This window comes from Arthrobacter sp. P2b (assembly GCF_900168295.1).
In the GTDB taxonomy this organism is placed as follows: Bacteria; Actinomycetota; Actinomycetes; order Actinomycetales; family Micrococcaceae; genus Arthrobacter.
The window spans coordinates 233574-256689 of sequence record NZ_FVZL01000001.1; the positions used below are offsets into that span (position 1 = coordinate 233574).

Consider the following 23116-nt stretch of genomic DNA (forward strand, 5'->3'; position numbering starts at 1 on the left):
GATCTGTCCTGCCGGGAACGGCTGTGTTGCGCAGACTCCACCCCGTGTCACACGATGCCTGTATGACCAGCACCCTCCCCGAAGCGGCAGCGCCCGGACTCCGCGCCGCCGTCGCCAGCCTTCCCGCGTATGTTGCCGGCAAGAGCGCAGAGTCGGCACTGACCGCTGCCCTGGCCTCGAACGAGAGCCATTTCGCTCCCCTGCCGTCCGTCGCCGACATCATCACGGCAGAGGCAGCCCGGATGCACCGCTACCCCAGCATGGGAGCAGTGGATGCCCGCGAAGCGATCGCCCGCCACCACTCGGTGTCAGCCGACGAAATTGCGGCGGGGCCGGGCAGCTCTGGGGTTCTGCAGCAGATCATCTCCGCGGTCTGTGACCACGGAGACGAGGTTGTTTTTGCGTGGCGGTCCTTCGAGGCCTACCCCATCCTGGTCACGGTGGCCGGCGCAGCGCCCGTCCCCGTACCGCTGCTGGACAACGAGCAGCACGACCTTGCCGCCATGGCCTCCGCCATCACGGACCGCACCCGGCTGGTGATCCTCTGCTCCCCCAACAACCCCACGGGCGTGTCCATTGAAGCGGATGCGCTCGAGGAATTCCTGCGGGCCGTCCCGCCGCGAGTCCTGGTGGTCTTGGACGAGGCCTACATCGAATACCAGCGCGGGCCCGGCCTGGACTCCCTGGAGTTCTACCGGCGGTATCCCAACCTGTGCATCCTGCGGACCTTCTCGAAGGCCTACGGCCTCGCCGGCCTGCGGATCGGCTATGCCATTGCCCGGCCTTCCGTGGCCGACGGCCTCCGCCGCACCGCCATCCCCTTCGGCGTCAACCGGATGGCAGCAGCCGCCGCCGTCGCATCACTGGCGGCCGGTGACGAGATTCTGGCCCGCACCAGCGCGGTGGCCGAGGAACGCACCCGTGTCATCGCAGCGCTTCGCGGCTTCGGCTGGAACGTCCCGGACAGCCAAGCCAACTTCTACTGGCTCCGCGCCTCGGACGAGCTGCGGGAGCAGCTGCTGGGCGCGCTTGCCGCGGCGGACATCCTGGCCCGCGGCTACGCGGGCGACGGCCTCCGGATCACCCTGGCGGACAGGGAAACGAATGATCGGGTGCTTGCCGTCCTTGCGGACCGCGGGAGGTTTGCCGCCCAGTGAGCACCTCGTTGACTGTAACCACCGCTGTCCCGGCCACGCCGGAAGAAGGAACGACGGCGGCACACGCCACGCCGCCGTCGGCCGTCCGCCATTCCCTGGCTGAGGACGTCCTCGGCATCCTCACCGGCACGTTCGCTGCGTCGCTGGGCCTGTACCTGCTCAAATCCAGTGAAGCCGTCACCGGCGGGACCGCCGGCCTGGCCCTGCTGCTCAGCTACACCATTCCGCTGCCCTTCGGCGTCATCTTCATGGCGGTGAACCTGCCGTTCTTCGGCCTGGCGGTGTGGAAGAAGGGCTGGAACTTTGCGCTGCGCACCGGGGCCTCCGTTGCCCTGGTCTCCGTCATGGCCAGCATGCATCCGGCGGCGCTCGGCGCGCTGGACATCGATCCCGTGTATGGGGTGCTGGGCGGAAACCTGCTGGCCGGCGTCGGACTGCTGATCATCTTCCGGCACAAGTCCAGCCTGGGCGGGTTCAATATTCTGGCCCTGCTGCTGCAGGACAAACTGAAGTGGCGTGCCGGGTATGTGCAGATGGTGCTGGACGTGGCCATCGTGCTGGCCGCCCTGGCACTGGTGCCACCGCTGATGGTTTTGCTGTCCGCGGCCGGCGCCACCCTCCTGAACCTCATCGTCGCCCTGAACCACCGCCCCGGCCGCTACCTGGGAAGGTAGCCGCCAGGCCGCCCCTTTATTCCCCGAAACGGCCAGAAATATCTTCGGAGGGGCCGTGGTTGCCGCCCACATGACAACAATCGGAATCATCGGTGCAGGACATATTGGAAGCCAAGTTGCCCGGAAGGCGGTGGAACTGGGCTACGACGTCGTCATCAGCAACTCCCGCGGGCCGGAGACACTGGCAGACCTCGTGGCCGAGCTCGGCGCCAAGGCCCGTGCCGCGACCCCGGCAGAAGCAGCGGCGGCCGGCGACTTCGCCGTGGTCACCGTCCCGCTGAAGAACTACAAGGACATTCCGGTGGAGCCGCTGGCCGGCAAAATCGTGATCGACACCAACAATTACTACTGGGAGCGGGACGGCCGGATCCCCGCCCTGGACAACGGCGAAGCCACCACGTCCGGGCTGCTTCAGGAACACCTGCCGGAGTCCAAGGTGGCCAAGGGCTTCAACCACATCATGGCTTCCGACATCACCACGGACGGGACTCCTACCGGAAGCGAGGACCGGCGTGCCCTGGCAACAGCCAGCGACTACCCGGAAGCCGCCGAACTGGTGACCCGCCTGTACGACGAGTTCGGCTTCGACACCGTGAACATCGGCCTGCTGGAGGACAGCTGGCGGGTTGAGCGGGACCGCCCGGCCTATGTGGTGCGGCAAAACGCCCAGGAGCTCAAGGACAACCTGGCCATGGCAACGCGGACCGTCTAGCGCTGTATCCGGACACGGAAACCGGCTGCCAGCAGCCCCGCGAACGCGCGTCTGCTGGCAGCCGGTTTGTGTTGGATCTAGCCCCAGGCCGGGACCAGGACCACCTCATGCGGGCTGGCCGGCCGGCCGAACTGGGCATTGACCGCGGCCAGGGTGTCCCCAAATCTGGCAACAGTTGTGGGGACGTCGAAGTGCTTGCTGGTGATGACGTCCTTGACCGTGAAGGAGGACAGGTCATCGGCGAGCTCCAGCCGGCTGATCTGGTTGGACATGTTCTGGACTGCCCATACCGTGTGGCGCTTCACCAGGATCCCGTCCACGAACTGGAGGTTCGGTCCCTTGATCCTGTTGCTTTCCCCGCTCCTTGAATGCACTGTGTAGAGGGCCTGGTTCTTGCTGTGGGCAACGATCAGCACCCGGCCGTCCCTGGCCGACGCAATGCCATTCATGCCGAAGTCAGCGGCTGCCAGGGCTGCTCCTGCCTCGCCCAGCACAGTCAGCGTCCTGACATTCTTGCGTACCTCACCCCAGCGGCTGACCTTGACCAGGTACAACTCGTTGTACTTGGAGTTGGTGAACCAGGCGCCGTCGTCCGTGAGCGTCACATCATTGATGAACGCCCCTTCCTTCGTGGACAGGGTGAGCTCGGCGACCGTTGCCTTGGTTTCGGTGTTGTAGACGAACGCCTTGCCCGTCATACCACCGGCTACAAACAGCAGATCGTTCCTGGTGTCCGCCTTCATGCCGACGGCCATCCTGCCAGCCGGCACGTCAATGAAGCGCTTGGCCTTCCTGTCACCAAGGTCGCCGCGGAAAATATCGCCGCTCATCAGCTCCCCGGCGTAAAAAGTTGTTCCCTCGCCGGCCGCGATGCCCTCGGCGGAGGTGGCGCCGTCGAGCACAATGACGTTGTCCCGGGACGGCGGTGAGGCTGTTGCCGGCAGTGCGGTGGGCAACAGCAAAGCTAGAAGAGCGATGAATCCGACCGCGGTACGGCGCTGTACGTTTCGGCGCATGATGCTTCCTTGATTGGCGGATGCGCGGGGCCGATCTGCGGCAGCTCCGCACGATGGTGCTGCCAGTTTAAGACTGCCGGATAGGCCCGCCAAGGCATCAAAGCCCCCCTTCTGCTTACAATCGAAACCTCAATCGACTACTGAGGGACCCATGAAGAAATTCGCCACAGCCCTGTTCGCCGCCGGCCTCGTTGTCTCCGCCACGGCCTGCTCCGCCTCCAACCAACTGTCCACCGCTGAAACCTGCGAGCGGATCCAGTCCGTTGTGTCGAACCCCGCCAACAACGCCGGCAAGACAGGCATGAACCGCCTCGCCAACCAGATCCGCCCCATCCACGCGGTGGCATCGGACGATCTCAAGCCCGCACTGGAGTCCATCCTCGAATACACGGACGAGCAGGCCAAGGAGACGCCGGACGAGGCCAAGCTCGCCGAACTCCAGGCAGGCTACGAGCAGGCCGGCAGCACGTACAGCCAGTTCTGCAGCTAAGTATTTCTTCGCTGACCGGACCCGGCCGCCTGGACTACAGGGTGGCCGGATCCGTATTGGCGCCGCACAGGATGACAGCCATGCGCTCATCCGGGCGGGGCGTATAGGCGCCGGAGGCCAGCGCGGCGTACGCGGCCGCGGCACCGTGCTCCACCACCATCCGGTAGCCGTCCCAGAGGGCCGCACGGGCGGCAATGATGTCGTCGTCGGACACCAGGACGCTTTCGACGCCGGTGCGGACCGCCACGGAGAAGCCGATGCCACCGATGCTGCGGGCGCCCAAAGAGTCCGCGGCCACTCCGGAGACCGGCACGTCCACCGGTTTTCCGGCGGACAGCGCCGCGTGCAGCGTGGGCGCCGTTGCGGGTTCCACCGCCACCACCTTGGCATGGCCCTCCACGGCAGCGGCGATCCCTGCCATCAGTCCGCCGCCGCCCACGGCCACCAGGACGGTCTCCACGCCAAACACCTGGTCCAGCAGTTCGGATCCCACCGTTCCTGCGCCGGCCGCGATTTCCGGCTGGTCATAGGCATGGCAGTAGACCGCGCCGGTTTCCTTGGCATGCGCAACGGCCGCCTGGTACGCGACGGCATATTCCGCGCCGCCCTGCACCACCATGGCGCCGATGGCCTTAAGCTTCCTGACCTTGACCTCCGGGGCGGCAGCAGGAACAAACACGGTGGCAGGCACGCCGAGCTGCGCGGCCGCGTAGGCATTGGCGAGCCCGGCATTTCCGCCGGAGGCCACCACCACGCCCACCTCCGGGCGCAATTCGCCGCGTTCCTTGCTGGCCAGGATCCTGTTGAGGGCTCCGCGGGCCTTGAAGGTCCCGGTGTGCTGCATAAATTCGCACTTGAACCAGACGGGGCCGGAAAACGCGTCCCGGTCAGCCTCCATCACGGGGGTGAGCCGGGTGAGGCCTGCGGTCCGGCGCGCGGCCCGGTCCACGTCGGCGCGGGTGATCATGTCAGACCTCGTCGTCCCAGGTTCCCGGTTCCTCCAGCGCTTCCTCGGGCTTGTCGTCCTGGCCAGGGTCGCCGCTTCCCACGTACGACGCCGGTACGGTGCCGGCCGCGTGCGCCTGCTGCTCCTCGCGGATGTTGGACGCGTGGGGAAGCTCGGGGTGCTGCCCGCTCTGCGGGGCCTCCGTTACGGCATCCTGAGCACCCTTGGCTTCGTCAGGATCGCCGGGCCCCCGAAGGTCCGCGGTGTTCTGGGGTTCGTCGTTGGAAGCGGTCATGGTCCTGCCTTTCACCGTAGGAAAACTGGCTGCCGGGGCCGGACCGAAGCCCGGCACCGGTTTCCAGCCTACGGCTGCACACGCGGTTCGGGCAGGCAGCAGGGCCGGACCTGTGAATTGTCCGGCGTAAGCTGTGAATACCGGCCCGTTACCTGTGAATTGCGACTCAACCGGGACTTCCGCGGCGTCCCCGGCGTTTAACCCCATGGCGGAAGGAGGCCACGTGATTATTGTTCTTACCGGAATCGACGGTTCCGGCAAGTCCACGGCGGCCCGTGCCCTGGTTTCCGCCGTTCAAGCCAAGGGCGGCAAGGTACTGCTGCTGAACAACCATGCGGGCCGGCGCAGCATGTCGGTCCTCGCCGCAAAGTGGGGGATCCGGCTGCCGGACCGCCTGGCTGACGGCATCGAAACCATCTTCCGCGTCTGGAATGTTCTGGTCTCCCACGTGCGGGCCAGCCGCTTCGACGGGCTGGTGGTCATGGACCGCCACCTCTACTGCCAGCTGGCCCTCCGCGCCACCAAAGGCCTACCCCGCGGCCGCTTTCTGCCGTGGCTCCTGGCCGTGCTGCCGCACCCTGATGCCGTCATCCACCTGGACGTGGACCCGCGTGAGGCGCACCGGCGGATTGTTGCCCGCGGGACAGACGCCGAGACCCTGGAGGACCTCACCGCCTTCCGGGATGCCTACGCGGGGCTGCCGGAATACGAAGGCTTCGTCAAGGTGGATGCCACCCTTCCGGCTTTGGATCTAGCTGACCGCCTTGAGTCCGTTGTCAGAGACGTCGCCGGCCGCATCCCGGCTCCGGCAAAGAAAGCAGCCACGAAGTGAAAGATGGGCGGGACCAGGTCCCGCCCACCTTTCTGGTTTCCCCTGCTACTGCGAGGCGGTTGGCGATGCCGTCGGCGTTTCGCTGTCAACCGTCTCGGTGACCGTCACTGTTGGTGACGGTGACTCGTCACGCGAGGCAGTGCCCGTGGAACGCGACGTGGACGTCGACGTCGGGCTGGACGTCGCGCCGCCGTCGTCGGCCTGTTCAAGCACCTCATTGATGAGGTCCTCGAGTTCCTTCTTGTCTGCGTCACCCAGGTCCGCGCCGCTCTTGGTGGCCACTACCAGCAGCCTGTCCTCGGCCGCGGAAACCTGCATCAGCTTCTGCTGGTTCTCGCCGCTGCGGGTGCTGAGGGTCGCGAACGTCTCCTCCGCATCGGTGTTCGCCTGCAGTTCCTCGCTGGACACTTCGTAGCTCTGGCCCAGCGCCTGGACCGTGAAGGTGGCGCACTGGCTCATTTTGCCCTTGATGTCGGTGAGGACCTGCTCTGCGTCAGGCCCTTCGCTGCCGGACTGGGCGGAGAGGGTGCGGGGTGAGTTGCCTTCGGAAATCGCGACGGCCACCTCGCCGTTTTCCACGGTGTCCAGCAGGCCCGCGGTGGCAATGTCCTTGCAGTCCTCGGGATCCACAGTGGCCGTGCTCAGGAGCAGGTTGGCGAGGTTCCCGCCTTGGTCCACCTGCTCCTTGGAGTAGAGCTTGAGTTCGTTGCCGTCCGCGTCGGTCTTGCCGGAGATGAGGTTGCGAAGCTCATCCTCGGTGTACACCTTTGCGTCTTCGGTGGCGGACGGCGTCGGCGTCGGCGTGGGGCTGGGGCTGCTGGAACCGCCGCCGCCTCCCGTGCAGCCGGCAAGGGCCAGCATTGCAGCGGTCATCAGTCCGAGTGCTGGAGCTTTTCGCATGAGGACAACCCTTTCGAGATAGAAAGCATGCTTAGTGTTTCCAGCCTAAAGGGTTCGGGCCGGATCGGCACGTCACGGAGCGATAACTTTAGGGCCGTGTCCGCATCAGGGGGTCCCGGTCAGGGGGTGCCGCTGACGGCGGATGGGGTGGACGGCGGATGCCGCCACGCGCCGCTGGCCTTCGCCTGGTGCCCCAGGTTCCTGGAAATGGCCCGGGCAGCAGCCCTTACCAGGGGCACCAGTTCATGGGCCGGTGTGGCCGCATCCGGAACCACGATGGACAGCGCCGCGACAACGTCGCCGTCCGCTCCGTGGACGGGCGCCGCTACGGACACCGTGCGTGACGGATGGGTCCTGCGGACCACGGCGGCACCGGAGTGCTTGACTCCGGCGAGCGCCGCGCGCAGGTCCTTGGCCGGCATGCTTCCGGACCCGGGCTCGGCACCCCCAGGCTGCGCGAACACCTCGGCCTGCAGTTCCGGTCCGGCATGGGCAAGCAGCACCTGCCCGACGGCGGTCGTCCGCAGGGGCAGCCGGCCTCCTACGCGGTAGGCCACCTCGGTTGCGGTCCTGGACGAGAGCCTGTCGATGAGTACCGCGTCGCTGCCTTCGCGGACGGCGAGGAGCACATGGTGGCGGGTCACCTCGTACAGGTCCTCAAGGTACGGCAGCGCTATTTGCCGTACACCGTGGCCACGGGGCGAGAGCGACGCAATCTCCCAGAGCCGGACACCCACCACATAGCGCCCGTCCTCCAACTTTTCCAGGGCGCCCCACTCCGTGAGGTGCCGGGCCAGGCGAAGGGTGGTGGCCGGGGCGAGGCCGGCAAGACGGGACAGCTCGGACAGGTTGAGTGCACGGCGCTGTTCCGTGAACTGCCCCAGCAGGCTGAGCGCCCGGACCACCACTGGCTGGCCGGCACCCTGGGGAACCACTCCGGCCACCCTGCCTGCTCCCGCCACAATGCCTCCACGCCCTTGATGTTCTCCTCCAAGCCTTCCGTTTGTGGCCCCCGCCACAAAGTGACTTTTCACTGAGTGAAAAGTACGATTTCGGAAGCTTGGGTTCGGGGACAGGCTGATGGACGTCCCGCCGGCGATCCTGTTGCCGCCCCTCCCCCGATTGGAATCAACGATGAACTCCAATGCCCCCAGGAAATCCCTGCTCGGAATTTTTGTCTTGTGCTGGCTTGGCCTGCTCGCCGACGGTTATGACCTCTACGTCTACGGCGCCACCCTTCCCGGCCTGATCGGCCAGCCGCCGTTCAACGTCACGCCTGCCGCCGCGGGCGCCGTAGGGTCCATCGCGCTGGTGGGAATGCTGCTCGGCTCCCTCATCGTCGGAACCCTGACGGACCGGCTGGGCCGGCGGCGGATCTTCGTCAGCGCCCTGGCCCTGTTTTCGCTGGCCATGCTGGCATGCGCCGCGGCCCCCACCTGGGAATTGTTTGCGGTATTCCGCTTCATCGCCTGCTTCGGCGTCGGCGGCCTGCTTCCGACGGCGGTGGCGCTCACCAACGAGTTCGCCCCGCCGGGGAAGAAGTCCCTGGTCCTGGGCGCCGTCCTCACCGGGCCGGCGACAGGCACAGTAGTGGCTTCCCTGACCTCGCTGGCCCTGCTGGAATCGAGCGGCTTCCGCCCGGTCTACGCCATCGGCGCGGGCGGCCTGCTGCTGGTTCCGTTCGCCTGGTTCCTGCTGCCGGAGTCGCCGTCGTTCCTGCGGACCCAGCTTCGCACCGTGGAGGCAGACCGGATTGAAGCCATATACGGCCTTCCCCGCACGGCCGACGTGCCGGCAGCCGCCGTCCGCATCTCCCCCACCCGTGCACTGTTTGCCCAGGGCACCGCCCGCACCACCCTCCTGCTGTGGGCCATCACGGTACTGAGCCTGCTCACCATCTTCGGCGTCAGCACCTGGCTCCCGCAGATCATGCGGACGGCAGGCTTCGGCGTCGGCTCCTCCGTGTCTTTCCTTCTGGCCTACTCGGTGGGCGCCGTGGTGGGCACCGTCCTGGCCTCGGTTGCCAGCCAGAAATTCGGACCCCGGCCGCTGGTGATCGTTGGTTTCGCCAGTGCCGCCGCCGCCCTGCTCCTGATGTCCGTCAACCCGCCCGCCGCGGTCATGACGGTGCTCGCCGCCGTCGCAGGCTTTGGCGGGCTGGGCACGCAAAACATGATCAACGACTACATCGCCCAGTTCTACCCTGCGGCCACGCGCGCCACCGGGCTGGGCTGGGCGCTGGCGGTGGGACGCATCGGTGCCATCGCCGGGCCCACCTACGGCGCACTGCTGGTGAGCTTCGGCCGTGGAGTGCCCGCGGCCGCCATGGCCTTTGCCGCACCGGCCGTGCTGGGCGCGGTGCTGATGCTGGCCCTCCGCACCAAGGCCGCCCGGCGCACAGCTCTGGACCGGGACGCCGAGCTGGTCGCCTGACCTCTCCCGCCCGGCCTGTAGCGGCCAAGCAAAGCCACTGCGGCCCCTCCTGTGGAATAATCCGAAGAAGTGGTCCTCACCGGACCGCTCCAGGATCAGGAGGGGCCCGCTTTGTCCGCCACATCAAGGAGCACCGCCGGGGCGGCCGGCGCGGCCATCAACAACTCGCAGGTCCCCAAGCACGAACAGCTGCGGCTGATCATCCTCAAGCTCGCCAAGGAAGAACTGGAGCCGGGCGCCAGGCTCCCCAGCGAGCGGACCCTCATGGATTCCTACGGCGTCAGCCGCATCACGGTACGGGCCGCCATCGGACGCCTGGTCAACGAGGGGCACCTGGTCCGGGTTCCGGCGAAGGGCACGTTCGTGGCGGACTCGCCGGTGCAGTCCACGCTGCACCTGGCATCATTCACCCAGGAAATGGAGTCCATGGGGCACGTCCCCAGCACGGTGGTGCTGGTGGCGGAAACCGGCACCGCCCCGGAGGACACCGCCGAAGCGCTCAGCCTGCTGCCGGGTTCCGAGGCCATCCACCTGAAGCGGCTGCGCCTGGCGGACGGCCGGCCGGTCAGCGTGGACGACGCCTGGTACAACCCGGAGCACGCCCGTGGCCTGCTGGACATCGACCTGACCGGCTCGGTGTACAAGGCCCTGGCGGCGCAGTTCGGCCACCAGATCGACCGGGCGCGGCAAAGCGTGCGGTCCGAGGGCGCCCCCGCCGACGTGGGGGCGCTCCTCGGAACCGGGACGGGCGCGCCGGTACTGGCGTTTGACCGGGTTTCCTACTCAGGGTCCCTGGCCATTGAACATTCCCGCTCCTGGTACCGCTCGGACCGCTACTCGCTGAACATGGAAGTCCGGCTCTAAACGGACTTCCCGGCGAGTGCCGGCCCAGGGCAGGCGTCAGTCCAACGAGAACAGGCGGGCACCCGCGGACACCGCGCCGGTTGACGCCAGCGTTGCGGTGTCCGGCTTGGTATCGAGGACGACGACGGGACTCACCATCGAGTAACCGGCCGCCAGGGCGGCGGTAGGGTCCACATGCATCACGGGCTCACCGGCGCCCACGGTGTCGCCTTGGGCAATCAGCAGCTTGAAGCCTTCGCCCTTGAGCTTGACGGTGTCGATGCCCACGTGGGTGAGCACTCCCCGCCCGGCTGGCTCCACTACCACAAAGGCGTGCGGCAGGAGCTTGACCACTTTTCCGGCAACCGGGGACACGACGTCGAACGCCTCGCCTGCCGGCGGCTCGACGGCCGCGCCGGAACCCACCATCTGGCCTGCGAAAACGGGATCCGGGACGTCGGACAAGGGAACTATGCTGCCGCTGATGGGCGCGTGGACAACCAGCGTTTCCGGCATCAGAGCAGGTCCTCAATGTCTTCGGCCAGGTTGTCCGCCTCCGGGCCCACAATAACCTGCACTGCGGTGCCGGCCGCAAGGACGCCGTGGGCTCCTGCGGCCTTCAGGGTGGCTTCGTTGACCAGCGACCCGTCCTTGACCTCGGTGCGGAGACGGGTAATGCAGGCCTCGACTTCCACGATGTTGGCGGCTCCGCCCAGGCCCTCAATGATCTTTTCTGCTTTGGACATGGCTGCCCTTTCTGACGGTGCCCCGGGGAGCACTGCTTCAGCACCAGGACCGGCGGCCCAAGTGCGACCAATTATGTGCCGGTTCATCGGAACTGTCAGCGGCTGCCCGGAAGATCTTCTCCCTTGACAGGCGCTCGTGGGATGAATCACACTGAACTGGTCATAACCAGACAGTACCGGCTGGAACCGTTTCTCCACAAGCCCCCACCCGATCCCCGCAGAGGTGTAACCATGTCAACATCCGAGACCGCCGCCCTGGCTCCAGAGAAGAAGCCGAACAGGGCCTTCGCAACCCTCCAGCGTCTGGGCCGCTGCCTGATGCTGCCCATCGCCGTCCTCCCCGCAGCCGGCATCCTGCTGCGCATCGGCCAGGCCGACCTGCTGGGCGCCATACCGGGCTTCGAAGGCGGCGCTGCCGTCATCTCCGCGGCAGGCAATGCTGTGTTCACCTGGCTGCCGCTCATCTTCGCCGTCGGCATCGCCATCGGCTGGGCCAAGAAGGCCGACGGTTCCACCGCCCTGGCAGCAGTGGTGGGATACATGGTGATCGACGGCGTCTTCAAGGCCATGTCCCCGCTGGTCCTGGCCGGTCAGCTTGACCCCGCCGGCAAGCCCGCGATGATTAACTACGGCGTCCTGGCCGGCATTGTGGTGGGCCTGCTGTCCGCCATGCTTTGGCAGCGCTTCTACCGCACCAAACTGCCGGACTTCCTGGGCTTCTTCAGCGGCCGCCGCCTGGTGCCCATCCTGACGTCCGTCACCAGCCTGGTTGCCGGCGTCGTCCTTGCCCTGTTCTACCCGCTCTTCAACGCAGGCCTCTCGGCAGTGGGTGAAGCCGTAGCCGGCAACGCCGTGGCCGGAGGCGGCGTCTACGGTTTCGCCAACCGCATGCTCATCCCCGCAGGCCTGCACCACATTCTCAACTCCGCCGTCTGGTTCCTCATCGGCGACTACACCGACGCATCGGGCCAGCTGGTCCGCGGCGACCTCAACCGCTTCTTCGCCGGCGACCCCAGCGCGGGCATCTTCATGACCGGCTTCTTCCCCATCATGATGTTCGGCCTGCCGGCAGCAGCCCTCGCCATCTGGCGCCATGCCAAGCCCTCACAGAAGAAGATCGTGGGCGGCATCATGCTCTCCACCGCCCTCACCGCGTTCTTCACCGGCATCACCGAACCGCTGGAGTACTCCTTCATGTTCGTCGCCTTCCCGCTTTACATCGTCCACGCAGTTCTCACCGGCACCTCCATGGCACTGGTCAACGCCCTGGACATCCATCACGGCTTCACCTTCTCCGCGGGGCTGATCGACTTCGTCCTCAACTTCGGAAAATCAGAGAACGGCTGGCTGCTCATCCCCATCGGACTGGGCTATGCGGTGATCTACTACTTCCTCTTCTCCATCGTCATCAAACGCTGGAACCTGCGGACGCCCGGCCGTGAGGACGACGAAGTCAGCGTGGATACGGACGCCGCCAAGTAACGGCGTTCCGCTCCTCCCCCTACTGCACCTGCAACCGAAAGCAGCTTCACCGCATGGAAATCATCATCCTTCCCACCCCGGCCGACGTCGCCCGCACGGCCGCAGACGCCATCGAAGAGCAGGTCCGCAGCGGCCCGTCCGTCCTCGGACTGGCCACCGGGTCCACGCCCTTGGGCACCTACCAGGAACTCATCAAACGGCACCGGACCGGCGGCCTGAGCTTCGCGCAGGCGCAGGCGTTCCTCCTCGATGAATATGTGGGGCTGCCCAGCGCACACCCGCAGTCCTACCACTCCGTGATCCGGGACGAGTTCACGGCCAGCGTGGACTTTGGTGCGGACGCAGTGCACGGCCTGGACGGGATGGCCGAGGACCCCGAGGCCGAGGCGGAACAGTACGAGGCCCGGATTTCAGCGGCGGGAGGGGTGGACATCCAGATCCTGGGCATCGGGACCGACGGGCATGTGGGCTTCAACGAGCCCATGTCCTCGCTCGGCTCGCGCACCCGGATCAAGACGCTCACCCGCCAGACGCGGCAGGACAACGCGCGCTTCTTTGGTGACCCGGCGGACGTCCCGGACCACGTCCTGACGCAGGGGCTGGGCACCATCCGCGAAGCCCGGCACCTGCTGCTGCTGGCCACGGGGGAGGCAAAAGCGGAAGCCATCGCGGCCGCCGTCGAAGGCCCTGTTGCTGCCCTTTGCCCGGCTTCGGCGCTCCAGCTGCACCCGCACGTCTCTGTGCTGGTGGACGAGGCGGCGGCTTCCCGGCTGGCGCACCGGGACTACTACACGGACACTTTCGGCCGGAAGCCGGCGTGGCAGGGGCTCTGAGCATGGGACGCGGCGCACCCGTTACTGTCATCGGCCCGCCGCAGCTTGAACTTGCCGTGGAAAATGCCGACGGCGTACGGCTGGCTGCCGCCGTCGGCGCCGCCCGCGTGGAACTTTGCGCAGCCCTTGCCGAGACCGAGGGCATCACCCCCAGCATCGGCGCGGTGGAGCAGGCGTGCCGCGCGCGCCTTCCCGTCCACGTCCTGGTACGGCCGCGCCCGGGCAACTTCAGCTATACGCGGGAGGAACTGGAGGTCATCGAGCGTGACGTGGCTGCGTCAATGGATGCCGGCGCCGCAGGGGTGGTGGTGGGCGTACTCGCAGCCGACGGCGGCCCGGACGCTCCGGCTATCCGCCGGATAGCCGAGGTGGCACGCCGGTACAAGCCATCCGCAGAGGTCACGTTCCACCGCGCGTTCGATGCCGCCCTCGCTCTTGGATTCGACCCGGCGGATGCACTGGCCCGGTTGGAAGCAGCCGGCGTGGACCGGGTGCTCACCAGCGGCGGCAGCCCGGACTGCGCGGCCGGCCTCAGCATGCTGGGCCGGCTGGTGGAGCTGGGACGGACGCACGCGCCGGCGGTCCAGATCATGGCCGGCGGCGGGGTGACGCTTGAGCTGGTACCGTCACTTCTCGAGACCGGCGTCCATGCCGTGCACACGTCCGCGCGGCCACGCCTCGGCATGTCGGGTGCGGACCGGGCGGCTGCCGCAGACCCCGCCCTTGCAGCCCGGATGGCGGCAGCACTGACAACGGGAGGCCGCTAGCGATGGGTAACCAACTGGTACTCCGTGGCCGCGTGGTCACCGGAAGCATGGACGTGGCCGATGGTGTTGTAGCGGTCGACGGCGGCCGCATCACCTACGCGGGTCCGGCGTCCGGCTTTGCGGGGCAAGGTTCCCCTGATTCAGCTGACCGGATTCTGTTGCCCGGCCTGGTGGACCTGCACTGCCACGGCGCGCTCGGCTCGGACTTCTCGGAGGGTTCCGCCGACGGTGCCCGGTCCGCGGCGCGCTACCTGCACAGCCGGGGCACCACCACACTGCTGGCCAGCCTGGTGACCGGGTCGCCTGAGGACTTGGTCCGGAACCTCACGGCGCTGCGGACTGTGGCAGATGAGGGCCTGATTGCCGGTTCCCATTTGGAGGGCCCCTTCCTCGCTTCGGGGCAGTGCGGCGCGCACGATCCCGCGTTGCTGCTTGAACCGGATCCGCGCCTGGTGGCCGAACTGCTGGACGCGGCCGGCGTCTCCCTGGCCTCCATGACTCTCGCGGCCGAACTTCCCGGGGCGTCCGGGCTGGCGGACCTCCTCGCAGCCCGCGGGATCATCCCCTCGCTGGGGCATACTGCCGCCGACAACAACGCTGCCGCCGATTTCCTGCAGCATGTGGCCGCCGGGCTCGCCGGTCCGGCGAATCCTACGGGGCGGCTCCGCCCGACGGTCACCCATCTGTTCAACGCCATGCCCAGCCTGCACCACCGTTCCCCCGGCCCGGTCTCGGCCAGCCTTAGTGCTGCCCGCGCCGGCAATGCCGTGGTGGAGCTGATTGCCGACGGTGTCCATCTTGCTCCGGAGACGGTCAAGCTGGTGTTCGACCTGGTGGGCGCAGAAAACATCGCCCTGGTCACGGATTCCATGGCCGCTACCGGCCTGCAGGACGGACAGTACCGGCTGGGTTCGCTGGCCGTGACGGTGGACCAGGGCGTGGCCAGGGTGGACAGCACCGGTGCCATCGCCGGTGGAACCTCCACACTGCTGGATGTTGTCCGCACCACCGTGGCTGCGGGAGTGCCGCTGCAGGATGCCGTGCTGGCGGCCAGCGGTGTTCCCGCCGAGGTCCTGGGACTGTCCTCGCAGGCAGGCGACCTGCGCGCGGGAATGCCGGCCGACGTCGTCGTGGTTGATGCGGACCTGAACCTTGCCGGTGTGCTGCGGCGGGGCGAGTGGGTGACCGCGCTGGAACGGTCCGGGTAGACGACAGCTAATCCGCGCCGGGCAGGCAGACCTCCACAAGCCCGTCGGTGATGCGGGTTTCGAAGCGCGGCTGGCGCGAGGTGGCCGGCCCGGCCTGCACCTCACCGGTCCGCAGCGAGAAGGTGCTCCGGTGCCAGGGGCAGACGACACAGGGTTCACCGCTACCACTGTCGGCCTCGGGTGCGCCCTGCTTGAGTTTGCCCTCGTGCAGCGGCCCGGAGAGGTGGCTGCAGACGTCGGAGAGTACGTTGACCGTGTCCCCCTCCCGGAAGACGAGCAGCGGCAATCCGGCAACATCGCGCTTGTGGAGCGTTCCGTCGGGCAGTTCCTCAAGCGGCGCGAGGGGGTGCCAGCCGGACGGGAAGCGGTGCGGGATCTCCTCGCTGTGGTTCACTCCAGCGGCCTGCCGGTAGGTGAGGTGGCCACCCAGGAAGCCGCTGGCGCTCACTGTGGCAAGCCCGAGATACGCCAGCACCTTCCCGCTGCCCTGGCTGCCGCGGGCGCGTTGCACCAGCGACGCAATGTAGAGGCTTGTTGCAGCGATGTTGGCGCCCGCGTGGACCAGTCCCACCCTCTGCTGCTGCGGGTGCAGTTGGGACCAGTCGGTAAATCCGGCCACGGCAGACGGTACAACGCTCACGGTCCCCACCCCGATCAACAGGGTGGCAGCTTTTTCATTGCCGGGAAGCGCGTCCAGGACTGCGGCCGAGATCCAGGCGCCGATGGGCACCTGGACGGCGAGCGGGTGAACGGGGTGGCCGATGGGCACTCCGTGGAGGATGTCCCGGGCCCACCGCGGGCGGATCACCTTCTTCACGGCTTTCCGGACGCTCTTGGCCAGCGGATCAAGCCATTCGGCGTCTTCGAGTCGGGTAACAAGCTCAAGTGCAGGCAGTGGCTTCATGTGTGTCCCCTTACCCCGTTAACCGGTGTCCAGTCGTTGCCCGCGACCTTAGCCGCTGGCGCACGCGGGCAACAGGGCTGTTCCAAAGCCGGGAGCGGAGGTCAGCGGAGCGGCGATCCCAGCACCCTGAACTGGTTGCCGCCCATCTCACCGGACAGCAGGGGCATGGCCTCGGCGATCGCTGCCCGCACGCTGTCCAGCTGCAGCGAAGCCCGATGCGCTTCCGGCGATTCCCACAGCTCGCACACAAAAACGGTGTCCGGCACATCGTCATTGATGCCCACTTCGTAGAGCAGGCAACCGGCTTCCTTCAGCCCGGGCATGGGCCGGAGCAGGATGGATACGACGGCGTCCCGCTGGCCGGGCTTGGTTCCGAGGCTTCCCACATTTGCAAAAGTCATACGGACAGTTTGCAGGACGGGTACGACAGAACGCCCTTTGAACAGGACCTGCGTGGCAGGCTGCGCCGGCTCTATTGCCGTTCGCGCTTGGTTCAGTAGCCGCCCCTCCCAACAGATGTCGCACCCCTGTGGTTGGATGGTGTTCTCTTTGGGGATGGAGGCTGACATGGAAGTCTGGACGGGGAACCCCTATCCGTTGGGTGCGACGTACGACGGCAGCGGCACGAACTTCGCGTTGTTCAGCGAGGCCGCGACCGCTGTTCACCTCTGCCTGTTCGACGAGGACGGCACTGAACAGCGCATCCGGCTGGAAGCCGTGGATGGCTTCGTGTGGCACTGCTACCTTCCCCATGTCCTGCCGGGCCAGCTGTACGGCTACCGTGTGGACGGCCCCTACAATCCGGCGGAGGGCCTCCGCTGCAACCCGAACAAACTGTTGATGGACCCCTATGCGAAGGCCATGAGCGGCGGCATTACGTGGGGCCAGCCCATGTTCTCCTACAACTTCGGCGATCCTTCGTCCTTCAACGCTGAAGACTCCGCATCCAGCACCATGCGGTCCGTGGTCATCAGCCCCTTCTTCGACTGGCAGCACGACCGCCCGCCGAAAATCCCCTACAACGACACTTTGATATATGAGGCACACGTCAAGGGCCTGACCATGACCCATCCGGAGGTGCCGGTAAAAGAACGGGGCACCTATGCGGGCATCGCGCACCCGGCGGTGATCGAGCACCTGCAGAAACTTGGCGTCACCGCCATCGAGCTGATGCCCGTTCACCAGTTCGTCCAGGACAGCGTGCTGCAGGACAAAGGCCTCAGCAACTACTGGGGCTACAACACCATCGGCTTCTTCGCCCCGCACGAAAGCTACAGTTCGAGCACCAGGCCGGGGCAGCAGGTGCAGGAGTTCAAGGCAATGGTCCGCTCCCTGCACGCCGCGGGCATCGAGGTGATCCTCGACGTCGTCTACAACCACACCGCCGAGGGGAACCACCTGGGTCCCACCCTGTCCTTCAAGGGCATCGACAACGAGGCGTATTACCGGCTGGTGGACCACGACAAGCAGCACTACCTGGACTACACGGGCACCGGCAACACCATCAATGTCCGGCACCCGCACGCCCTCCAGCTGCTGATGGACTCGCTGCGGTACTGGGTGCTGGAGATGCATGTGGACGGTTTCCGCTTTGACCTCGCCTCGGCACTGGCACGGGAGTTTTATGAGGTGGACCGGCTGTCGAGCTTCTTCGACCTGGTCCAGCAGGACCCCGTGGTGTCGCAGGTGAAGCTGATTGCCGAGCCCTGGGACGTCGGCCCGGGCGGCTACCAGGTGGGCAACTTCCCGCCGCTGTGGACGGAGTGGAACGGAAAGTACCGCGACGCCGTTCGCGACTTCTGGCGTGGCGCCCCCGCCACCCTGGGCGAGTTCGCGTCCCGGCTTGCCGGCTCCTCGGACCTCTACGAAAGTTCAGGCCGGCGGCCGGTGGCCTCCATCAACTTCGTCACTGCCCATGACGGCTTCACCCTGCGCGACCTGGTTTCCTACAACGCCAAGCACAACGAGGCCAACGGCGAAAACAACAACGACGGCGAATCCCACAACCGTTCCTGGAACTGCGGCGCCGAAGGCCCCACCACGGACCAGGGCATCCTGGCGCTGCGGGCACGGCAGCAGCGCAACCTGCTGGCCACGCTCCTCCTCTCCCAGGGAGTGCCCATGGTGCTCCATGGTGACGAACTCGGCCGCACGCAGCAGGGAAACAACAACGCCTACTGCCAGGACTCACCGCTGTCCTGGATCAACTGGGACACCGCGGACCAGCCGCTGACAGAGTTCCTCGCCGCCGTCACCACCCTCCGCAGGGAGCACCCAACCTTCCGCCGCAACAGGTTTTTCCAGGGCAGGCCCGTGCGGCGCAGCCTGGGGCAGCCCCTTCCGGACATCGTCTGGCTCAACACGGATGCGTCCGAGATGGTTCCCGAGGACTGGGGCAACCCCCTCGCCAGGGCCCTCGGAGTGTTCTACAACGGTGAGGCAGTGGGCAAGGACCACCGAGGCCGGGTCATCCACGACCACAACTTCCTGCTCTTCTGTAATTCCGGCGACGACCCCGTGGACTTCACCCTGCCCAGTGCGGAGTACTCGCCCGCCTGGGAGCAACTGATCGATACCGCGGGTGAACATGCGGACCAGGGCTTCCTCGAGGCCAACGGCACCGTGAAACTGGCCGGCAAGTCCCTCCTGGTCCTCCGGGCGTACGCCAAGCCACCGGAAAAACCGGACCACTCCGTGGCGGCTTCCCTTGCCCTGCTGGCGGCACCGGAGACAGGAGGAGTGCGGACGTCCTGAGCGTCAGTCCGCGGCGTTGAGCGCGCCGGCCTGAACCACGACGGCGCCACTGGCCGTCGTGTCTTCGTTCAGCATCCAGCCCACTCGCTTGACCGTCCGCAGCATCACCACGCTCTCCACCAGCTCCATGCCCGGGACCTTTTGCTGCAGGGCCAGTTCTGCCGTCATTACGTCTGCGAGGGACTGCAGCCACATAATGATCACGAAGTTGGTGGGCCCCGTGGTGGAGGCACTCAGCCGGACGTTGCTGATGGTGCGGATGGCAGCAGCCGCTTCCTCATGCCGGCCTGCGGGGACGTTGGCGAACCACTGGCACGTGACCGGGTAGGAAGAGTAGCCCTGGGCAATTTCGCACCGGAACAACAGAATTCCGCTGGCCAGCACCCGGTTGAGCTGCCGCTGCACCGTAGCCGGGTGCCGCCCCAAATCCCGCGCGATCTCGGCCGCGGTTGCCCTGCCGTCCCGGGCCAGGAACGGCAGCAGGTCCAGGTGGCTTTCGGGGAGTTGCCCCGCCACAGCCTGTTTTCCGTCCGACGTGCCCGGCTGACCCAGCGTCCGCAGGGTCGCCAGCTGCGCCCGGCTCAAAATGTTGAGCCGCCACTCATCGGCGCTGGTGTGGAGCCGGGTGCACAGTGCCGTCTGGTACTTGGTGAGCCCTTCGATGGTTTTCAGCTGGGCAATCACCTTGCTGCTGAACTCCTCCAGCGACCTGGTGATCACGGTCAGCATGAGGTCCCGGTTGCTCGCCGCCTCTTCCACGGTGATGATCTCCGGGATGGCGGCCAGCTGGGCAGTGACGCTGTCCCGCAGGTTCATGTCGCAGTCCACGGCCACAAAGGCGAGCAGCATCTGTTGCGGATCACCCGCCAGATGCGCGGTCACCCAGGCCGCGCCGCCGGACTTCAGCCGTTCCCATCGTGCCGCCAGCGTGGTGGCATGGACGCCGAGGACCTTTGCGGCGTCGGCCCAGCCCAACCTCGGAGAGGTTTGCAGGACCTGGATCAGGGCCAGGTCTTCCTCGCTCAATTCCACGCTTAGTCCTGCTCCTCTTCTGCACGAATCCTGTCTGCAGAATGCAGAGCCTGCATACTTTCTGCGCTTTCACGGATTGTGAACCACACCACTTCACAATAGTCCACAAGCCGGAAAGCCAATGCCAAGGAGTTATTCGTGACGATTACCGCCGACGCCCGCGACCTGCAGGACGACCTCATCCGCCTGCGCCACGACCTGCACCGGCAGCCGGAAATCGGCCTGGAACTTCCCCGCACGCAGGAACGTGTCCTGCAGGCCTTGGACGGCCTGCCCTTCGAGATCACGCTGGGCAAGGAAACGACGTCGGTCACCGCCGTCCTGCGCGGAGGCACCGGCTCAGCCGCGAATGGAAAAGGGAAGCAGCCGCCGGCGGTGCTCCTCCGTGCGGACATGGACGGCCTTCCGGTCCAGGAGAAGACCGGTGTTGACTACACGTCCAGGACCGACGGCGCCATGCACGCCTGCGGCCACGACCTGCACACGTCCATGCTCGCCGGAGCCGCCACCCTCCTGGCCGAGCAACGGCACCAGCTGGCGGGCGACGTCGTCCTGATGTTCCAGCCCGGCGAGGAAGGGTTCGACGGCGCCAGCTACATGCTCGGCGAAGGTGTCCTGGACGCAGCCGGAACCCGGGTCCAGGCTGCCTACGGCATGCACGTGTTCTCCTCGCTCGAGCCGCACGGCACCTTCTGCACCAAACCGGGCGTTATGCTCAGCGCGTCTGACGGACTCGAGGTCACCATCCTCGGCGCCGGGGGCCACGGTTCCGCCCCGCATGCGGCCAAAGATCCGGTGACAGTCGCCGCCGAGATGGTGACGGCCCTGCAGGTGATGGTCACCCGGCAGTTCAACATGTTCGATCCCGTGGTCCTGTCCGTGGGCGTACTCCACGCCGGCACAAAGCGGAACGTCATCCCCGAATCGGCCCGCATCGAGGCCACCGTCCGGACCTTCTCCGAGTCCTCGCGGCTGAAAATGATGGAGGCGGTCCCGCGCCTGCTCAAGGGCATTGCGGCTGCGCACGGGGTTGAGGTCCACGTGGACTACCAGCAGGAGTACCCCCTCACCATCACGGATGAGGACGAAACGCACACGGCGGAGAAGGTCATCTCCACGCTTTTCGGTGAAAGCCGCCTCTCACGCTGGGCCACCCCACTCAGCGGTTCCGAGGACTTCTCCCGGGTGCTGGCCGAGGTCCCCGGCACGTTTGTGGGCCTCAGCGCCGTTGCTCCGGGCGGCGACCCTGCCACCTCCCCTTTCAACCATTCCCCCTACGCCACGTTCGACGACGGCGTGCTGGCTGACGGAGCCGCGCTCTACGCCCAGCTCGCCATCTCGCGGCTTGCCGCACTTTCAACAGCGTCGTAACCACCGGCAGCAGCGCCGCTGCCCGGCATCCCCCTCGAAGCACCTTCGAACCGACCACCAGGAAGTCATCATGTCCATCACAGCGCACAAGCAGCAGGCTGGACGCACGTCCACCGCGAAGACCATCGTCGGAACAGGCATCGGCAACGCCGTTGAATGGTACGACTGGGCCATCTACGCCACCTTCACGCCGTTCATCGCCAGCCAGCTCTTCAGCAAGGCGGACCCCGCGTCGGCCGTCCTGTCCACCCTGGCGATCTTCGCCGTCGGCTTCGTGGCACGGCCCTTCGGCGGCTTCCTCTTTGGCTGGATCGGCGACCGGGTGGGCCGCAAGACATCCATGACGCTCGCCGTCGGCCTGGCATCGCTGGGCAGCCTCATGATCGGCATCGCACCCACATTCGCCAGCGTCGGCGCCTGGGCCTCGCTCATGCTGCTGGTGGCGCGGCTCGTCCAGGGCCTGGCGCACGGCGGTGAGCTGCCGTCATCCCAGACGTACCTTTCCGAGATGGCTCCGAAGGAGCACCGGGGATTCTGGGCGACGCTGATCTACACCTCGGGAACCGTGGGGATCCTGTTCGGCACGCTGCTGGGCGCAGTGCTGAACATGGCGCTGACCACCGAGGCAATGAACGAGTGGGGCTGGCGCATCCCGTTCCTGCTGGGCGCCGCGATGGGCCTCTACGCGCTGATCATGCGGTCGCGGCTGCATGAAACCGAGGCATTCGAGGGCGAAACCACCTCTCAGAAGCGGGCGCCCATCTGGCCGCAGATCGTCCGCCACCGCAAGCAGGCCCTGCAGGTCATCGGGCTGACGGTAGGCCTCACGGTCATCTACTACATCTGGGGCGTGGTGGCACCCAGCTACGCCACCACCGCGCTGAAGATCGACCGCGGCGAAGCTCTGTGGGCCGGCGTAATCGCCAATGTCGTGTTCATCGCCGCGCTGCCGGTGTGGGGCAAGCTCTCAGACCGGATTGGACGCAAGAAGGTGCTGTGGTCCGGCGCGATCGGCTCCGCGGTGATGCACTTCCCCATGACCTGGCTCCTGAAGGACTCGGCCTGGCAGCTGGCCGTAGGCATGTCCGTCATGCTGGTCTTCATCGCCGCGAGCGCCGCTATTGTCCCGGCCGTCTACGCCGAGCTGTTCCCCACGTCCATCCGCACCGTCGGCGTCGGCGTGCCGTACTCCATCTGTGTGGCCGCTTTCGGCGGGACCGCCCCGTACCTGCAGCAGTGGCTGGGGACGACCCTGGGCGCGCCACAGGTGTTCAACGTGTACGCGGTGGTGCTGCTGGCCATCAGCGCAGCGTTTGTCTTCACCATCCCTGAGACGAAGGGCAAGGACCTTACGCACTAGCTCCATCCCTCAGGCAGCGTCACCATTAGCTGCACACAGGAACGAGGCCAGAACCTTTGCCTCGGTGGGCGTCAGGAAGAGTTCAAAGGGCTTGACCTGGCCAGCGACTTCGAGGGTGAGCCTGAAGCCCTCGGACCCAACGCTGGGGCGGGCAAACCAGTTCTCCAGGATCTGCGGCATGTCCTGGCCTATCAGGATGGAGCACCCCTCCATGTCCCAAGGGGAGCCGGATTCGATCAGCGCCTGATGTTCACCACAAATATGGGCCCGGTGATGAGTGGCAGCCGGGTGGCTTCCCGCAGTGAAGGCGGAGCCGGGATTCGTACACCGAAGCACTGAACAAGTAACCATGCACCTGACG

The 23116-nt window shown here is 66.7% G+C and carries 25 protein-coding genes; 14 read left to right on the top strand and 11 right to left on the bottom strand.

The features are described from left to right. The first annotated feature begins 62 nt into the window (after positions 1–62). The 3 genes from B5520_RS01015 (at position 63) to B5520_RS01025 (ending at position 2543) form a co-directional block, all read left to right on the top strand. Complete coding sequence (locus B5520_RS01015; protein WP_079595200.1) at positions 63–1157, top strand: histidinol-phosphate transaminase; 1095 nt, start codon at positions 63–65, stop codon at positions 1155–1157. Next, positions 1154–1831 (top strand): YitT family protein, encoded by a 678-nt coding sequence (locus B5520_RS01020; RefSeq protein WP_079595201.1) that lies wholly within the window; start codon positions 1154–1156, stop codon positions 1829–1831. Before B5520_RS01015 ends, B5520_RS01020 begins: the two co-directional genes overlap by 4 nt. Positions 1832–1901: 70 nt before the next feature. Continuing rightward, positions 1902–2543, top strand: a complete 642-nt coding sequence (locus B5520_RS01025; RefSeq protein WP_079595855.1) for an NADPH-dependent F420 reductase — start codon at positions 1902–1904, stop codon at positions 2541–2543. A 77-nt stretch (positions 2544–2620) separates the two neighbouring features. Here B5520_RS01025 and B5520_RS01030 read toward each other — a convergent pair whose 3' ends face one another. Beyond that, positions 2621–3559, bottom strand: coding sequence for a hypothetical protein (locus B5520_RS01030; RefSeq protein WP_079595202.1), 939 nt, complete (start codon positions 3557–3559; stop codon positions 2621–2623). 151 nt (positions 3560–3710) lie between these two features. Between B5520_RS01030 and B5520_RS01035 the strand changes: the two genes are divergently transcribed. Further along, a complete protein-coding gene (locus tag B5520_RS01035; protein ID WP_079595203.1) occupies positions 3711–4049 on the top strand; it encodes a hypothetical protein in 339 nt (112 codons plus the stop codon). A gap of 34 nt (positions 4050–4083) precedes the next feature. Here the strand turns inward: B5520_RS01035 and B5520_RS01040 are convergent, their stop codons facing one another. Next, on the bottom strand, positions 4084–5016 hold the full coding sequence (locus tag B5520_RS01040) for a threonine/serine dehydratase (RefSeq protein WP_079595204.1): 933 nt from the start codon (positions 5014–5016) through the stop codon (positions 4084–4086). A gap of 1 nt (position 5017) precedes the next feature. Beyond that, on the bottom strand, positions 5018–5290 hold the full coding sequence (locus B5520_RS01045; RefSeq protein ID WP_079595856.1) for a hypothetical protein: 273 nt from the start codon (positions 5288–5290) through the stop codon (positions 5018–5020). Between the two features lie 223 nt (positions 5291–5513). Here B5520_RS01045 and B5520_RS01050 point away from each other — a divergent pair, with 223 nt between their 5' ends. Beyond that, on the top strand, positions 5514–6122 hold the full coding sequence (locus B5520_RS01050; RefSeq protein WP_079595205.1) for a dTMP kinase: 609 nt from the start codon (positions 5514–5516) through the stop codon (positions 6120–6122). A 45-nt stretch (positions 6123–6167) separates the two neighbouring features. Here B5520_RS01050 and B5520_RS01055 read toward each other — a convergent pair whose 3' ends face one another. Beyond that, positions 6168–6995, bottom strand: a complete 828-nt coding sequence (locus tag B5520_RS01055) for a hypothetical protein (RefSeq protein ID WP_254865435.1) — start codon at positions 6993–6995, stop codon at positions 6168–6170. A 146-nt stretch (positions 6996–7141) separates the two neighbouring features. Then, entirely contained in the window at positions 7142–7984 is an 843-nt protein-coding gene (locus tag B5520_RS01060) for an IclR family transcriptional regulator (protein ID WP_079595206.1), read from the bottom strand. Positions 7985–8156: 172 nt separating this feature from the next. On the opposite strand from B5520_RS01060, the gene B5520_RS01065 reads away from it, so the two are divergent. Beyond that, the gene (locus tag B5520_RS01065; protein WP_079595207.1) at positions 8157–9455 is read left to right on the top strand and encodes an MFS transporter; all 1299 of its coding nucleotides are present in this window, start codon (positions 8157–8159) and stop codon (positions 9453–9455) included. 111 nt (positions 9456–9566) lie between these two features. After that, positions 9567–10319 carry a GntR family transcriptional regulator gene (locus B5520_RS01070; protein WP_079595858.1) on the top strand — a complete coding sequence of 251 codons (753 nt, stop codon included), beginning with the start codon at positions 9567–9569 and terminating at the stop codon, positions 10317–10319. A 36-nt stretch (positions 10320–10355) separates the two neighbouring features. On the opposite strand, the gene B5520_RS01075 is transcribed toward B5520_RS01070, so the two are convergent. Then, on the bottom strand, positions 10356–10814 hold the full coding sequence (locus tag B5520_RS01075) for a PTS sugar transporter subunit IIA (RefSeq protein ID WP_079595208.1): 459 nt from the start codon (positions 10812–10814) through the stop codon (positions 10356–10358). Then, the gene (locus B5520_RS01080) at positions 10814–11044 is read right to left on the bottom strand and encodes a glucose PTS transporter subunit EIIB (RefSeq protein ID WP_079595209.1); all 231 of its coding nucleotides are present in this window, start codon (positions 11042–11044) and stop codon (positions 10814–10816) included. The genes B5520_RS01075 and B5520_RS01080 overlap by 1 nt, the downstream gene beginning before the upstream one ends. 231 nt (positions 11045–11275) lie before the next feature. Between B5520_RS01080 and B5520_RS01085 the strand changes: the two genes are divergently transcribed. The 4 genes from B5520_RS01085 to B5520_RS01100 are packed head-to-tail and all read left to right on the top strand — an operon-like array spanning position 11276 to position 15334. Next, on the top strand, positions 11276–12526 hold the full coding sequence (locus B5520_RS01085) for a PTS transporter subunit EIIC (protein WP_079595210.1): 1251 nt from the start codon (positions 11276–11278) through the stop codon (positions 12524–12526). A 53-nt stretch (positions 12527–12579) separates the two neighbouring features. Further along, positions 12580–13359, top strand: coding sequence for a glucosamine-6-phosphate deaminase (gene nagB, locus B5520_RS01090; protein WP_079595211.1), 780 nt, complete (start codon positions 12580–12582; stop codon positions 13357–13359). A 2-nt stretch (positions 13360–13361) separates the two neighbouring features. Continuing rightward, positions 13362–14126: a copper homeostasis protein CutC gene (locus B5520_RS01095; RefSeq protein WP_079595212.1), complete on the top strand. Its 765-nt coding sequence runs from the start codon at positions 13362–13364 to the stop codon at positions 14124–14126. A 2-nt stretch (positions 14127–14128) separates the two neighbouring features. Then, the gene (locus B5520_RS01100) at positions 14129–15334 is read left to right on the top strand and encodes an N-acetylglucosamine-6-phosphate deacetylase (RefSeq protein ID WP_079595213.1); all 1206 of its coding nucleotides are present in this window, start codon (positions 14129–14131) and stop codon (positions 15332–15334) included. A gap of 7 nt (positions 15335–15341) precedes the next feature. Here the strand turns inward: B5520_RS01100 and B5520_RS01105 are convergent, their stop codons facing one another. Together B5520_RS01105 and B5520_RS01110 are read right to left on the bottom strand one after the other, a co-directional pair. After that, on the bottom strand, positions 15342–16238 hold the full coding sequence (locus tag B5520_RS01105; protein ID WP_079595214.1) for a Rieske 2Fe-2S domain-containing protein: 897 nt from the start codon (positions 16236–16238) through the stop codon (positions 15342–15344). 101 nt (positions 16239–16339) lie between these two features. Further along, positions 16340–16639 carry a putative quinol monooxygenase gene (locus B5520_RS01110; protein WP_079595215.1) on the bottom strand — a complete coding sequence of 100 codons (300 nt, stop codon included), beginning with the start codon at positions 16637–16639 and terminating at the stop codon, positions 16340–16342. A 166-nt stretch (positions 16640–16805) separates the two neighbouring features. Between B5520_RS01110 and glgX the strand changes: the two genes are divergently transcribed. Next, entirely contained in the window at positions 16806–18992 is a 2187-nt protein-coding gene (glgX, locus tag B5520_RS01115; RefSeq protein ID WP_079595216.1) for a glycogen debranching protein GlgX, read from the top strand. 3 nt (positions 18993–18995) lie between these two features. Here glgX and B5520_RS01120 read toward each other — a convergent pair whose 3' ends face one another. After that, positions 18996–20024 carry an Lrp/AsnC family transcriptional regulator gene (locus B5520_RS01120; RefSeq protein WP_079595217.1) on the bottom strand — a complete coding sequence of 343 codons (1029 nt, stop codon included), beginning with the start codon at positions 20022–20024 and terminating at the stop codon, positions 18996–18998. Positions 20025–20162: 138 nt separating this feature from the next. Between B5520_RS01120 and B5520_RS01125 the strand changes: the two genes are divergently transcribed. Both B5520_RS01125 and B5520_RS01130 read left to right on the top strand, forming a co-directional pair. Next, a complete protein-coding gene (locus B5520_RS01125) occupies positions 20163–21395 on the top strand; it encodes a M20 metallopeptidase family protein (RefSeq protein ID WP_079595218.1) in 1233 nt (410 codons plus the stop codon). Positions 21396–21465: 70 nt separating this feature from the next. Further along, on the top strand, positions 21466–22755 hold the full coding sequence (locus B5520_RS01130; protein ID WP_079595219.1) for an MFS transporter: 1290 nt from the start codon (positions 21466–21468) through the stop codon (positions 22753–22755). Between the two features lie 9 nt (positions 22756–22764). On the opposite strand, the gene B5520_RS22665 is transcribed toward B5520_RS01130, so the two are convergent. Continuing rightward, positions 22765–22935 carry a hypothetical protein gene (locus B5520_RS22665; protein ID WP_176156719.1) on the bottom strand — a complete coding sequence of 57 codons (171 nt, stop codon included), beginning with the start codon at positions 22933–22935 and terminating at the stop codon, positions 22765–22767. Positions 22936–23116: the final 181 nt, after the last annotated feature.

Bases quoted from the DNA above. Each gene is read 5' to 3' on its own strand.
- B5520_RS01015 (WP_079595200.1), top strand. From the start codon at position 63: ATGACCAGCACCCTCCCCGAAGCGGCAGCGCCCGGACTCCGCGCCGCC.
- B5520_RS01025 (WP_079595855.1), top strand. From the start codon at position 1,902: ATGACAACAATCGGAATCATCGGTGCAGGACATATTGGAAGCCAAGTT.
- B5520_RS01030 (WP_079595202.1), bottom strand. From the start codon at position 3,559: ATGCGCCGAAACGTACAGCGCCGTACCGCGGTCGGATTCATCGCTCTT.
- B5520_RS01035 (WP_079595203.1), top strand. From the start codon at position 3,711: ATGAAGAAATTCGCCACAGCCCTGTTCGCCGCCGGCCTCGTTGTCTCC.
- B5520_RS01040 (WP_079595204.1), bottom strand. From the start codon at position 5,016: ATGATCACCCGCGCCGACGTGGACCGGGCCGCGCGCCGGACCGCAGGC.
- B5520_RS01045 (WP_079595856.1), bottom strand. From the start codon at position 5,290: ATGACCGCTTCCAACGACGAACCCCAGAACACCGCGGACCTTCGGGGG.
- B5520_RS01055 (WP_254865435.1), bottom strand. From the start codon at position 6,995: ATGACCGCTGCAATGCTGGCCCTTGCCGGCTGCACGGGAGGCGGCGGC.
- B5520_RS01065 (WP_079595207.1), top strand. From the start codon at position 8,157: ATGAACTCCAATGCCCCCAGGAAATCCCTGCTCGGAATTTTTGTCTTG.
- B5520_RS01075 (WP_079595208.1), bottom strand. From the start codon at position 10,814: ATGCCGGAAACGCTGGTTGTCCACGCGCCCATCAGCGGCAGCATAGTT.
- B5520_RS01080 (WP_079595209.1), bottom strand. From the start codon at position 11,044: ATGTCCAAAGCAGAAAAGATCATTGAGGGCCTGGGCGGAGCCGCCAAC.
- B5520_RS01085 (WP_079595210.1), top strand. From the start codon at position 11,276: ATGTCAACATCCGAGACCGCCGCCCTGGCTCCAGAGAAGAAGCCGAAC.
- nagB (WP_079595211.1), top strand. From the start codon at position 12,580: ATGGAAATCATCATCCTTCCCACCCCGGCCGACGTCGCCCGCACGGCC.
- B5520_RS01095 (WP_079595212.1), top strand. From the start codon at position 13,362: ATGGGACGCGGCGCACCCGTTACTGTCATCGGCCCGCCGCAGCTTGAA.
- B5520_RS01100 (WP_079595213.1), top strand. From the start codon at position 14,129: ATGGGTAACCAACTGGTACTCCGTGGCCGCGTGGTCACCGGAAGCATG.
- B5520_RS01105 (WP_079595214.1), bottom strand. From the start codon at position 16,238: ATGAAGCCACTGCCTGCACTTGAGCTTGTTACCCGACTCGAAGACGCC.
- B5520_RS01110 (WP_079595215.1), bottom strand. From the start codon at position 16,639: ATGACTTTTGCAAATGTGGGAAGCCTCGGAACCAAGCCCGGCCAGCGG.
- glgX (WP_079595216.1), top strand. From the start codon at position 16,806: ATGGAAGTCTGGACGGGGAACCCCTATCCGTTGGGTGCGACGTACGAC.
- B5520_RS01130 (WP_079595219.1), top strand. From the start codon at position 21,466: ATGTCCATCACAGCGCACAAGCAGCAGGCTGGACGCACGTCCACCGCG.
- B5520_RS22665 (WP_176156719.1), bottom strand. From the start codon at position 22,935: ATGCCGCAGATCCTGGAGAACTGGTTTGCCCGCCCCAGCGTTGGGTCC.